Annotated in this window: 11 protein-coding genes; 9 read left to right on the top strand and 2 right to left on the bottom strand. The window is 63.7% G+C overall.

Annotation, left to right across the window (positions count from 1 at the left end):
- The first annotated feature begins 47 nt into the window (after window positions 1–47).
- From ybgC to ftsH, 9 genes are all read left to right on the top strand, one after another.
- A complete protein-coding gene (gene ybgC, locus EJ068_RS11320) occupies window positions 48–518 on the top strand; it encodes a tol-pal system-associated acyl-CoA thioesterase (RefSeq protein ID WP_126080751.1) in 471 nt (156 codons plus the stop codon).
- 461 nt (window positions 519–979) lie between these two features.
- Window positions 980–1,690 carry a protein TolQ gene (gene tolQ, locus EJ068_RS11315; RefSeq protein ID WP_042645742.1) on the top strand — a complete coding sequence of 237 codons (711 nt, stop codon included), beginning with the start codon at window positions 980–982 and terminating at the stop codon, window positions 1,688–1,690.
- 9 nt (window positions 1,691–1,699) lie between these two features.
- On the top strand, window positions 1,700–2,161 hold the full coding sequence (tolR, locus tag EJ068_RS11310; protein ID WP_042645743.1) for a protein TolR: 462 nt from the start codon (window positions 1,700–1,702) through the stop codon (window positions 2,159–2,161).
- Between the two features lie 7 nt (window positions 2,162–2,168).
- Window positions 2,169–3,329 (top strand): TonB family protein, encoded by a 1,161-nt coding sequence (locus EJ068_RS11305; protein ID WP_127249601.1) that lies wholly within the window; start codon window positions 2,169–2,171, stop codon window positions 3,327–3,329.
- A gap of 79 nt (window positions 3,330–3,408) precedes the next feature.
- A complete protein-coding gene (gene tolB, locus EJ068_RS11300) occupies window positions 3,409–4,683 on the top strand; it encodes a Tol-Pal system beta propeller repeat protein TolB (RefSeq protein WP_245463454.1) in 1,275 nt (424 codons plus the stop codon).
- A gap of 271 nt (window positions 4,684–4,954) precedes the next feature.
- The gene (gene pal, locus EJ068_RS11295; protein WP_126080754.1) at window positions 4,955–5,461 is read left to right on the top strand and encodes a peptidoglycan-associated lipoprotein Pal; all 507 of its coding nucleotides are present in this window, start codon (window positions 4,955–4,957) and stop codon (window positions 5,459–5,461) included.
- Window positions 5,462–5,682: 221 nt separating this feature from the next.
- Window positions 5,683–6,843 (top strand): tol-pal system protein YbgF, encoded by a 1,161-nt coding sequence (gene ybgF / locus EJ068_RS11290; protein WP_127253565.1) that lies wholly within the window; start codon window positions 5,683–5,685, stop codon window positions 6,841–6,843.
- Window positions 6,837–8,213, top strand: coding sequence for a tRNA lysidine(34) synthetase TilS (gene tilS, locus EJ068_RS11285; RefSeq protein ID WP_127253566.1), 1,377 nt, complete (start codon window positions 6,837–6,839; stop codon window positions 8,211–8,213). Before ybgF ends, tilS begins: the two co-directional genes overlap by 7 nt.
- 104 nt (window positions 8,214–8,317) lie before the next feature.
- Window positions 8,318–10,252: an ATP-dependent zinc metalloprotease FtsH gene (ftsH, locus tag EJ068_RS11280; RefSeq protein WP_127253567.1), complete on the top strand. Its 1,935-nt coding sequence runs from the start codon at window positions 8,318–8,320 to the stop codon at window positions 10,250–10,252.
- 527 nt (window positions 10,253–10,779) lie between these two features.
- Here the strand turns inward: ftsH and EJ068_RS11275 are convergent.
- Window positions 10,780–11,232, bottom strand: coding sequence for a hypothetical protein (locus tag EJ068_RS11275; RefSeq protein WP_127253568.1), 453 nt, complete (start codon window positions 11,230–11,232; stop codon window positions 10,780–10,782).
- Window positions 11,233–11,469: 237 nt separating this feature from the next.
- A complete protein-coding gene (locus EJ068_RS11270) occupies window positions 11,470–12,336 on the bottom strand; it encodes a hypothetical protein (RefSeq protein ID WP_129554536.1) in 867 nt (288 codons plus the stop codon).
- Between the last annotated feature and the right edge of the window lie 276 nt (window positions 12,337–12,612).

The following is a 12,612-nucleotide window of genomic DNA, read 5'->3' as shown; positions in this document are numbered from 1 at the left end:
AGCCCGAGGGCTTTAGCTGCCTGTTCGGGCCGAAAAAGGAAAGCGCGATGGACGATCATGGTGAATCGGCGGCGCTCAGCGCCGGGCTTTCCGGTGCGCTGACGGATTTCGGCCACCGGCTGATGGCCAGGGTCTACTACGCCGACACCGATTTCTCCGGCGTCGTCTATCATGCGCGCTATCTCGAGTTCCTCGAACGCGGCCGCTCCGACTATCTGCGGCTGACCGGCGTCCACCACACCGAGCTTCTCGACGGCAAGCATGGCGAGCGGATCGTCTGGGTGGTGCGGCGCATGGAAATCGACTTCCGCTCGCCGGCCCGCATGGACGACATCCTGACCATCGACACGCGCACCGACGACATCTCCGGCGCCCGCATCTTCATGGGCCAGCAACTGAAGCGCGGCGGCGAGGTGCTGGTCGAGGCGAAAGTCGAGGCGGCGATCGTCGGCGAAAGCGGGCGCCCGAAACGGTTTCCAAGGGAGTGGATTGCCGCCTTCATGCCTCGGGTACGCTGATATTCAGGTGATGCCGGCCTGCGAATGATGGCTTCCTGCGCTTCCGGTGCTCACGTAGTTTCTAACTGCCGCACGTCCTTATCGGAAAACCGGAGACCACTTTTCCGGGACATGCCGAAGTACGCTCCGCTCCGGTTCTCGGAAGCCATCGTTCTCGGCTCGGCCTGACCTGAATCTCAGCATACCCTTGCGGCGGCGCTTGTTGATTGGTCGCCTGCCAAGCGCGGCAATGCGCCGCGCCTGACATCCTAACCCATCCTTAACCATAACGGTTCATGAAGGAATTGGTGAAGATTGGCGCAATTCGTGCGCCTTCCTTTCACCAATATTTGCCTCGAAAAGGCCGCGAAACGGTGCATTCGGGGCGTGTCCCGCAAGCTTCACGCTTCGCGCGATCGGACCAAAGGGATGCCCATGGGCCAGCCGCCAGCGATGCCCGGAAAATCTTAAGGACTTAAGTGATGGAAAATATCGCACTCGCCGATCCGGCAGCGCATTTGTCGATCTGGGCCCTGTTCATGCAGGCCGGCTGGGTGGTCAAGCTGGTGATGATCGGCCTGCTCTGCGCCTCGATCTGGACCTGGGCGATCATCATCGACAAGCTCGTCGCCTATAGCCGCATGCGCCTCGCCCTCAATCGCTTCGAGCAGGTCTTCTGGTCCGGGCAGTCGCTCGAAGACCTCTACCGCACGCTGGCCGACCGCAAGACCACCGGCATGGGCGCGATCTTCGTCGCCGCCATGCGCGAATGGAAGAAGAGCTTCGAAAAGGGCGCGAAGTCGCCGCTGGCGCTGCAAACCCGCATTGACAAGGCCATGGACCTGGCATTGACTCGCGAGATGGAAAGGCTGGAGGGACGCCTCGGCTTCCTCGCCACCACCGGCTCGGCCGCGCCCTTCATCGGCCTGTTCGGCACCGTCATCGGCATCATGACCTCGTTCCAGGCGATCGCCGCGTCGAAGAACACCAGCCTTTCGGTGGTGGCGCCCGGCATCGCGGAGGCGCTGCTGGCGACCGCGATCGGCCTGCTCGCGGCCATCCCCGCCGTCATCGCCTACAACAAACTGTCATCGGACGCGAACAAGCTCGCCGTGCGCATGGAAGGATTCTCGGACGAGTTCTCCGCCATACTCTCGCGCCAAATCGATGAAAAAGTAGCGCAGAAGGCCTGAGGAACGATCATGGGGATGTCTGCTGCTGGCGCAGGTGGCTCGGGGCGAGGCGGACGCGGCCATAGGCGCCGTGGCCGTCACCATGGCCTGATGTCGGAAATCAACGTCACGCCGATGGTCGACGTGATGCTGGTGCTGTTGATCATCTTCATGGTCGCGGCGCCGCTGCTCACCGTCGGAGTTCCGATCGATCTGCCGGACACGCAAGCCAAGGCGATGAATGTCGATACGCAGCCGATCACCGTCTCGATCGACGCCGCCGGCAAGATTTTCCTGCAGGAAACCGAGATCCCCATCGAGGAACTGGTGGCCAAGCTGCAGGCGATCTCGAAGACCGGCTATGACGAGCGCATCTTCATCCGCGGCGACAAGTCGACCGACTACGGCACGGCGATGAAGGTCATGGCCCGCATTTCAGCCGCCGGCTACAAGAATATCGGCTTGGTCTCGCTGCAGGAACAGGATCAGTAGACGCCAGATGCGCACGGGCCTCACCTCATCGGTGATCTTGCATGCGGTGGCGCTGGCCTTCGGGCTGTTCACGCTGTCCTCCCCGCCGGCCATGCCGGCCGCCGACGTGGAGTCGGTGGCGGTCGACATCGTGCCGATGGAGGCCATCGCCCAAACACTGCAGGGCGACAAGAAGGCGGTTATGCATGACAAGCCGGCGCCGGTTCCGACGAAGCGGCCGGATGTCGTTCCCAATGCCCAGAAGGTCGGCGAGAATACGGTCGACACCGATAAGGCAGTGACGGACGAAGCCAAGCCGAAGCCGGTCGAGAAGACTGCGGCGCCGCCGCCCGCACCGACGCCAACCGAGAAGCCTGCGGTCGAGGACGTGCCGAAGCCGCAGGAGAAGCCGAAGCCGACGCCCGCGACGGAAGTCGCGCCGACGCCGACGCCGAAGGAAGAGGTCAAGCCCGAGCCGGTCAAGCAGACGGAGCCCAAGCCGACGCCGGCCAAGGAACCGACGCCAACGCCCGACAAGACCGCCGCCATCCAGAAGGAAGAGGTCAAGCCGGACGCGGTGGCCGAGGCGATCTCGCAGGATCAGCCGACGGATGAGGCGAAGCTGCCGGATTCAGCGCCCGCGCCGGAAGCACGGCCGAAGCCGCAGCCGCAGCCGCAGCCGGCCCAGGCCGAGAGCGCCAAGGCGCCGGATCGCAAGGACGCGGAAAAGCCGGTGAAGGAAGCGTCTTCCAAGAAGAAGTCGGACGAGAAGCAGTTCAACGCCGACGAGATAACGGCGCTGCTCGATAAGCAGAAGCCATCCGGCGGCGGCGCCAAACGCTCGACACAGCAGGCTTCGCTGGGCGGCGAGAAGGATCAGGGCCAGAAGCTCTCCAAGTCGGAACAAGGGGCGTTGGAGGATCAGCTCAAGGGCTGTTGGTCTATTCCAGCCGGTCTGGAGGGTGCCGAGAACTTCGTGGCAGTCATCCAGTTCAATCTGAATGCGTCCGGGAAGCTCGAGGGCCGCCCAAATGTCGAAAAGTCGAGCGGCAACCCCCAATTCGACGCCAGCGCGGTGCGGGCCGTCCAGAAATGCGACGTGGCCGGCCTGCAGGTTCCCGCCGGCAAGCAAGACATCTGGAACGATGTCGAAGTCACGTTCGATCCACGATCGATGTTTGGCCTCTAGGCCGAGTGTCTGAACAATCGAAGAAGAAAAGCGAGAAGACATGAGATCTTTCCTCAATCCGCTCCTAGTGATCGCAGCGATGGCACTGGGCACGACCTTGGGCTCTGCCTTGCCGGCATTGGCTAAGGTTGAGCTGAAGGTCACCCAGGGCAATGTTGAGCCGCTGCCGATCGCCATCCCCGACTTTCAAGGAGGGCTTGGGCCACAGATATCGGAGATCGTCACATCCGATCTGAAACGGTCGGGGCTGTTCGCGCCGATCGACAAGGCCGCCTTTGTCGAAAAGATCACCAATCCGGATGCGCAGCCGCGTTTCGATGATTGGAAAGTCATCAACGCGCAAGCGCTGGTGACCGGCAGCGTGAGCAAGGAGGCCGACGGACGCATCCGCGCCCAGTACCGGCTGTGGGATATCTTCGGCAATCAGCAGATGGCCGGTGAGCAGTTTTTCGCGAACGACGCCAATCAACGCCGTGTCGCGCACATCATCGCCGATGCGATCTACGAGAAGATCACCGGCGAGAAAGGCTATTTCGATACACGCGTCGTCTTCGTCGACGAATCCGGCGCCAAGAACGCGCGCAAGAAGCGGCTCGCCATCATGGACCAGGACGGCGCCAATGTGCGCTATCTGTCCGACGGCCGCGCCATCGTGCTGACGCCGCGCTTCTCGCCGAACCGGCAGGAAATCACCTACATGTCCTATGAGAGCGGACAGCCGAAGGTGTATCTGCTGCAGATCGAAACCGGACAGCGCGAGTTGGTCGGCAACTTCCCCGGCATGACATTTGCGCCGCGCTTCTCGCCCGACGGCCAGAAGGTGATCATGAGCCTGCTGCGCGATGACGGCAATTCCAACATCTTCGCCATGGATCTGAGAAGCCGCTCGACCACGCGGCTCACCGATTCGACCGCGATCGACACCTCGCCGTCCTATTCGCCGGATGGCTCGCAGGTCGTCTTCACCTCAGACCGCGGCGGCGGCAGTGGCCGCTCGCAGATCTACGTCATGGGTGGCGACGGCTCGAACCCGCACCGCATCTCCTTTGGCGACGGCGTTTATTCGACGCCGGTCTGGTCGCCGCGCGGCGACCTGATCGCCTTCACCAAGCAGAGCGGCGGTGAATTCCAGATCGGCGTCATGAAGACCGACGGCTCGGGTGAGCGCATCCTGTCCTCCGGCTTCCAGCAGGAGGGCCCGACCTGGGCGCCGAACGGCCGCGTGTTGATGTTCTTCCGCGACTCGGGCGGCGGACCCAAGCTGGTCTCGGTCGATCTTACCGGCCGCAACGAGCAGCCGATCCCGACCGCGAACTACGCGTCGGATCCGGCTTGGTCGCCGTTGCTGGAATAAGGAACTGAAGAACTGAGGAATTGAAGAACTGAGGAATCGAGAAGCCCCGGCTCTCAATTTCTTAGTGCCATTTTCCACGGCTTGGTCGCGTTTTGGCCGCATTTCCGCCTACGGTCCGCGCGCATTGTCGATCTTGGTAAATGCGTGGATGCGTAACGGCCGCGGACGGCGGCCGAAACCAAAAATTAACCGTGTTTCTTGAATGCCGGTTAACCCAAACGTGGTTACTGGGTGATCAACGAAATCACTCGAATGCTAAGGAGAGGGCGGCATGGGCCGTATCGCAGCACTTACCCGAAACCCGGCGATGATCGCGTTGGTGGCGGCTCTCGCCATCACCGGTTGCGCGTCGAAAAAGACCCCGAACAGCGCGGCCGATCTCGGGCTCAACGGCGCCGGCGCCGCCACGCCGGGTTCCGCGCAGGACTTCACCGTCAACATCGGCGACCGCATCTTCTTCGACACCGACTCCTCGTCGATCCGCGCTGACGCGCAGACCACGCTGGCGCGCCAGGCGCAGTGGCTCAACCAGTATCGCCAATACGCGATCGTCATCGAAGGCCATGCCGACGAGCGCGGCACGCGTGAGTACAATCTGGCGCTGGGCGCCCGCCGCGCCGCCGCCACCCGCGACTTCCTGGTTTCCAAGGGCGTCTCCGCCGGCCGCCTGAAGACCATCTCGTACGGCAAGGAGCGTCCGGTCGCGGTCTGCGACGACATCTCCTGCTGGTCGCAGAACCGCCGCGCCGTCACCACGCTGTCGGGCGCCGGTTCCTGATAACCAGGCCCCGTGGCCGCCGCCTGGCGCGACGCCACAGGCGGCAAAAATACAACATTGCAAATTCAAAGGCGGCCTCAGGGGCCGCCTTTTTCATTTGCAACGGCTTGAAACAAAATTTGGCCGAAGTCTCGCGTCCTGCTATGAGCGCGAGGGCGCTTGCTCCCATTGTCTGATTTGGAAAGGCGCATCAGGCCAACACATCCACCGCGAGAGACAGAATGCATTTCAGAACGGTCCTGAGCGGCACGCTTGCGCTGCTGCTCGTATCAAGCCTCCCGAGCCTTGCCGCTTCGGCCGACAGCGCCGGGCAGGCCTCCGGCAGCGGCTTTACCTTTCACCTGCCGACGCTCGGCATCTTCGGCGACAAGAAGAAGCCTGAACAGGCGCAGATCGCGCAGGATAGTGGCGGCGGCGTGACCGGTCTGGAAGACCAACTGCGCCAGCTGAACGGCAAGATCGAGGAGATGAATTTCCAGATCCTGCAGATGCAGGAACAGATCCGAAAGCAGCAGGAAGACAATGAATTCCGCTTCCAGCAGCTCGAGGGCGGTTCGCAAGGCGGCGCCAAGCCGACCGGGCAGAAGAAGTCGGAGGCCGCGCCTCAGGACGGAACCGGCGGCAACACCAACCTCGGAGATGCCGGCACCGGGGATTCCGGCACCGGCGACGCCGGTGCGGACAACAGCGTCGCCCAGGCCCCGGCGACGCAGGCGCCTGCTGACACCGGCGGGCAAAATGGCGGCGGCAAGACGGTCGGCGACGTCATTGTGGAATCGCAGACCGGCGACCCCGGCAAGCTGATCACCGGCGCGCCGCCGAAGAATTTCGGCACCATCACCGTCGACAAGAACGGCAATGTCGTCAATGCCGAGACCGGCCCGCAAGCCAGCGCGCCGGTGCAGGCTCCCGCGGCCACGGCAAGCGCTCCTTCCGCCGAGACGCCGGCCAAGAAGAACAAGTCCGGCGACACGCAAGTCGCGGCCCTGCCGTCGACCAACGATCCCGACGAGCTCTACCGCAATTCCTACCAGTTCATCTTGTCGGGCGACTATCCAACCGCCGAGCAGGGCTTTCGCGACCATATCTCGCGCTTCCCCAAGGACGCCAAGGCGGCGGACGCGCATTACTGGCTGGGCGAGTCTCTGCTGGGTGAGCAGAAATACCGTGACGCGGCCGAAGTCTTCCTCGCCGCCAGCAAGGAGTACCCGAAGGCCAAGAAAGCCCCCGACATGCTGCTCAAGCTCGGGGTTTCGCTGGTCGGACTGAAGCAGAATGACGTCGCCTGCGCCACTTTCAACGAGATCGGCAAGCGCTATCCCGACGTCTCCGCCACGCTCAAGGAGCGCATCAAGCAGGAAAAGGCGCTGGCGGCGTGCTGACGCCCGATACCAAAGCCGACCTCTCAGACGACCTTTTCTCCGACCTGGACCTTTCGACCGGCGCCGTTGCAGCCGTGTCCGGCGGCAGCGACTCGACCGCCCTGCTCCTCCTTCTCAAAGATCATCTCGACCGGACCGCACCGGGCGCCAGGCTGCTCGCGGTGACGATCGATCATGGCTTGCGGCCGGATTCGGCCACCGAGGCACGGCAGGTTGCCGATTTCTGCGCCGAGCGCGGCGTCGCGCATCGCATTCTCGCCTGGCGCGGCGACAAGCCCCTGACCGGTCTGCCGGCCGCGGCACGCGCGGCGCGCTACAGGCTGCTGGCGCAAGCAGCCGACGCCGAAGGCATCAAGCTGATCCTGACCGGGCACACCGCCGACGACCAGGCCGAGACGGTGCTGATGCGGCAGGCACGCGACGATGACGGCCGCGGGCTTGCCGGCATGGCGCCCGCCACGCTGCATGACTGGCGCACCTGGATCGTCCGGCCGCTGCTCGGCACAAGGCGTGCGGCACTGCGCGACATGCTGCGGCATCGCGACGTCGGCTGGATCGAGGACCCGACCAATGTGGATGTCCGCTTCGAGCGGCCGCGCATGCGGGCGTCGCTCGCGCAGGGCGAAGGCGAACGGCGCATTGCCGAGGCGCTGGCGCGGTCGGCCCAGGCGGCACGTGAGCGCCACGACATCGGCCGCCGCGCCGCCATGCTCATCGACGCGTTCGCCAGCAGGCCGGTTCCGGGTCTCATCCGCCTCGATCGCGATTTCGCTGGGCATGAGGACGGCCAAGCGGCCGTTTACGTGCTGCGCATCCTGCTGGCCACGGTTGGCGGCATGTCCTTTCTCGCCGACGAGGTGCGCTGTGCTGAGCTGCTTTCCCGCCTGCAGCTGGGATCGCTTTGCGCTACATTGTCGCGGACGGTGGTCGATGCGCGCCGTACAGGCATTTTCCTTCGCCGCGAAAGCCGCAATCTGCCCGCCCCCGCGCCGCCGGCGGATAATTGGCTTTGGGACAACCGCCGGCGCATCACTTTGAAAGACGGGTCGGGCGATTTGGTGATCGCGCCGCTGGGCCCTGCCGCCGCCGGTAAAGCGCCCTTCAGCGAGGATGTTCCACAAAGCCTTTCACGCGCGGCGCTTGCCGCGGAGCCGGCGCTATGGTCCGGCGGCAAACACCTTGATTTCGCTGGCGGCGATGCCGGCCCGCAATCGGTGTCGATCGTTCCGGCGGTTGCCCCTTTCGCGCGCTTCCTGCCGTGCTTCGACATCGAACCCGCCACCGCCGTCGCGATGCTTGTCGGAGCGCCGCCGGTGCCGGCGCCGCCATTCCATGGCCATGATGGTGGGCGAGGGTGGGCGAAAGCTTAACCGATACGTGCTGTTCTGCTTGGCAAGGGGAGGCGCTCTCCCTATGTTAGGCCCAAGCTTCTCCATCATCGCGGGCCCGCAGGCGGGCTCCAACGGGACAATAGATGAATCCGAACTATCGCAACCTCGCGCTCTGGGCGATCATAGCGGTCCTGCTCATCGCCCTGTTCAATCTGTTCCAGACGCCCCAGACGCGCGGTGCAACGACGGATATTCCCTATTCGCAGTTCCTGCAGGACGTCGCCTCCGGCCGGGTCAAGAGCGTGACCATCGCGGGTGCCCGCGTCTTCGGCAACTACACGGACAACGCCAACGGCTTCCAGACTTATTCGCCGGGCGACCCGTCGCTGGTTTCCAGGCTGCAGGACAAGAACGTCACCATCACCGCCAAGCCTGAGACCGACGGCTCCAACTCGCTGTTCGGCTACCTGATTTCGTGGCTGCCGATGATCCTGATCCTCGGCGTGTGGATATTCTTCATGCGCCAGATGCAGTCCGGCTCCGGAAGAGCGATGGGCTTCGGCAAGTCGAAGGCCAAGCTTCTGACGGAGGCGCATGGCCGCGTCACCTTCCAGGATGTCGCCGGCGTCGACGAAGCCAAGGAAGACCTCGAAGAGATCGTCGAGTTCCTGCGCGATCCGCAGAAGTTCCAGCGCCTCGGCGGCAAGATCCCGCGCGGCGTGCTGCTGGTCGGCCCGCCCGGCACCGGCAAGACGCTGCTCGCGCGCTCGGTCGCCGGCGAGGCCAATGTGCCGTTCTTCACCATCTCCGGCTCGGACTTCGTCGAGATGTTCGTCGGCGTCGGCGCGAGCCGGGTGCGCGACATGTTCGACCAGGCCAAGAAGAACGCGCCCTGCATCATCTTCATCGACGAGATCGACGCGGTCGGCCGTCATCGCGGCGCCGGTCTTGGCGGCGGCAATGACGAGCGCGAGCAGACGCTGAACCAGCTGCTGGTCGAGATGGACGGCTTTGAATCGAACGAGTCGATCATCCTGATCGCCGCCACCAACCGGCCCGACGTGCTGGACCCGGCGCTGCTGAGGCCCGGCCGCTTCGACCGCCAGGTCGTGGTGCCGAATCCCGACATCGTCGGCCGCGAGAAGATCCTCAAGGTGCATGTGCGCAACGTGCCGCTGGCGCCCAATGTCGACCTCAAGGTCATCGCGCGCGGCACGCCGGGCTTCTCCGGCGCCGACCTGATGAACCTCGTCAACGAATCCGCGCTGATGGCGGCGCGCCGCAACAAGCGGCTGGTCACCATGGCCGAGTTCGAGGACGCCAAGGACAAGATCATGATGGGCGCGGAGCGCCGTTCGTCGGCGATGACGCAAGCCGAGAAGGAGCTGACCGCCTATCACGAGGCCGGCCACGCCATCCTGGCGCTCAACGTGCCGACGGCGGACCCGCTGCACAAGGCGACCATCATCCCGCGCGGTCGCGCGCTCGGCATGGTCATGCAACTGCCGGAAGGCGACCGCTATTCGATGAGCTACAAATACATGATCTCCAGGCTGGCTATCATGATGGGTGGCCGCGTCGCCGAGGAGTTCAAGTTCGGCAAGGAGAACATCACCTCCGGCGCCTCCTCCGACATCGAGCAGGCAACCAAGCTGGCGCGTGCCATGGTCACGCGCTGGGGCTTCTCCGACAAGCTCGGCCATGTCGCCTATGGCGACAACCAGGAAGAGGTCTTCCTCGGACACTCGGTGGCCCGCACGCAAAACATCTCGGAAGAGACGGCGCAGATCATCGATGCCGAAGTGCGGCGGCTGATCGACGACGCCTACTCGACCGCCAAGGCCATCCTGACCAAGAAGAAGAAGGAATGGATCGCGCTCGCCGAAGGGCTGCTCGAATACGAGACGCTGTCCGGCGACGAGATCAAGCAGTTGATCGCAGGCCACAAGCCCGCCCGCGACCTCGGCGACGACACCCCGCCCAGCCGGGGTTCTGCGGTGCCGAAGGCCGGCACGGGCGGTCGCCGCAAGAAGGGTCCTGAGCCCGAAGGCGGCATGGAACCGCAGCCGTCAAGCTGAGGACAGCGAATGCTCACAACGAACGCCGCGGATCAAACCGCGGCGTTTTGCATTTTTGGGCGCGCCGGGAGTTTGGCTGGCGTGCGCTGGTGATTGGCGAAAGCGGTGGGACAGCCAATCTCCCTCTTTGTGGGAGAAATACCCGGCAGGCAGAGGGGCGCTGTCCCGCGGGCGTATCAAAGCTTGGGTTCCTCGCCCCCGCCAAGGCGGGGGAGGGGTGGCCGCGAAGCGGACGGAGAGGGGGCCTTCGCAGGGCGCTTCCCTCTCCGCCTCGGCTTCGCCGAGCCACCTCTCCCCACTTTCGTGGGGCGAGGAACCTTCGTCCTGTGAGCGTCGAGTTCCTTCGCGCCCCCCTCTGTCCTGCCGGACATCTTCCCCACAGGGGGGAGATTGGCCGTCACGCCGGCTTTCGCCAATCGCAAGCGTCGAAAGAAGGAAGACTCCGAAGCTGCCGATCTTTGAGCGTTTTAAAGGAGCCGAGGACGTGACTTTTGAAGCTATCCAACAAAAAGGAAGAGGCTAAGCGATCAGCTCTTCAGCTTGGCATTGCAGAGGCTGTAGTAGCCGCCGCCCTTCTGGATCCAACGAAGGCCGTTCAACGTACCCGCCTCCTTGTTGTCGTGGTAACCCTGCAGGCAGGTCTTCATCCTGGCCTTCGCGGGCGTTTCGGTCTTGAACTCGGCGGCGAGGGTGGCCGGGAATGTCACGCCCGCCGGTGCCACAGTGGGAGTGACCGCCGCGCTGGTGTCTTTTTCTGCTGGCTCCGCGGTTTTGACCGAATCCGCGCTGACACTCTCCGCGGCGGACGTGGCGCATTTCTCCTTGCGGAAAGCGGCCCAGTCCATGCCGTTCAGAGTGCCGCCATCCTTGGCTGCCCGATAGGTCTCGCCACATTCCTTCATCGTCAGTGCGCTTGCCGGTGCGACGTTCCAAGCGACGAATGCCGTCACAGCCAATGCCGCTAATTTCAAATTGAACATAAGACCCTCCTGATTGATGATAAGTTAGACGTCTTTTGTATACTGTTTGTTCCCTGTATGTTCAACCTGAATTTTGCGAGCTACCCATAAGCCTGGCGGTGGGCAGTGTGGGCAAATCGACGATGCCGGCAGTCCCGCCATATGCAGATAGAGCAAGGCCGCGGGCGTCTTCGCCTGTACAAAAAAAGCCCACGCATCTTGCGATGCGCGGGCCTTTTCTCTTGAATAACTAGGCGATCAGCTCTTCAGCTTGGCATTGCAGAGGCTGTAGAAGCCGCCACCCTTCTGGATCCACTTCAGGCCGTTCAGCGTGTTGGCGTCCTTGTTGGCGTAGTACTGCTCGAGGCAGGTGTGCATGCGGCCCTTGCCCGGATTTTCGGTGGCGAATTTCGGCGAAATCGCCTTCGGGAAGCTCACGCCCTTCGGCGCTGCGACCGTCGGCTTCGCCGGCTCGCTGGTGTATGTGGCTTCGGTCGGAGCCGGCACGGTGTCGTCGTCATCGGCGCCGGCACCGCACTCGGCCTTGCGGAAGTCGTTCCACTTCATGCCGTTGAGCTTGCTGGCGGTCTTCGCGGCCTGGTACTTGGTGCTGCATTCCGCCATGGTCAGGCCCTTGCCGCCGGCGGCAGCCGCGGTCGAGGTCTTGGCCGGCTTGGTTTCGGCTGCGGGCGCGGTGGCAGCCGCAGCGGTTGCGCCAGGGCCGCACTCGGCCTTGCGGAAGTCATTCCACTTCATGCCGTTGAGCGTGCCGGCGGATTTTGCAGCCTGGTACTTGGCGCTGCATTCCTTGGAACTCAGGCCCTTGGCCGTGTCGTCGGCAGCGGCGGCTGCCTTTGCCTTCTTAGTCGTCTTGGTGTCGGCGGCCTTCGTGTCGGTCGCAGCCTTGGTGTCGGTGGCCGCCTTGGTGTCGGTCGCGGCGGAAGCATCGCTGCCGCACTGCGCCTTGCGGAATTGGTTCCAGGTCTGGCCGGCAAGCGTTCCCGCATCCTTGGCCGCATTATACTTGGTGCTGCACTCGGCCATGGTCAGCGCGTTGGCCGGCGCCGCGATGAACAAGGTTGCGACGGCGAGACCCGTCAAAGCTGCAAGTCTATGAATAAGCATGGCGTTTCTCCCTTGCTGCCGCCAATAGGTGTCCCTATGCCAAATCAATAGCTCTCAATGTCCGGTTGCGCCAGATGCATCCGGCGCGGGACCCGTCACAAAGTGTGTTGCTCCTGATAAGGTGATGAATTGCTTGCGGGTTCGCCGCCAGCCAAGCTTTTCCAGGCTCCGAAAAGCCTCGTGTCGGCAGGTGTAGCGCCGCCAAGTCAAAGGTGGTGATAGGCTGTCGAACCACTTGCACCGACCGCGACAATGTTTTTCTAAAGATTGGTAATA

The sequence above is a fragment of the Mesorhizobium sp. M2A.F.Ca.ET.043.02.1.1 genome (genome assembly GCF_003952405.1).
Classification (GTDB): domain Bacteria; phylum Pseudomonadota; class Alphaproteobacteria; order Rhizobiales; family Rhizobiaceae; genus Mesorhizobium.
This window is presented reverse-complemented; position numbering and strand designations above follow the sequence as displayed.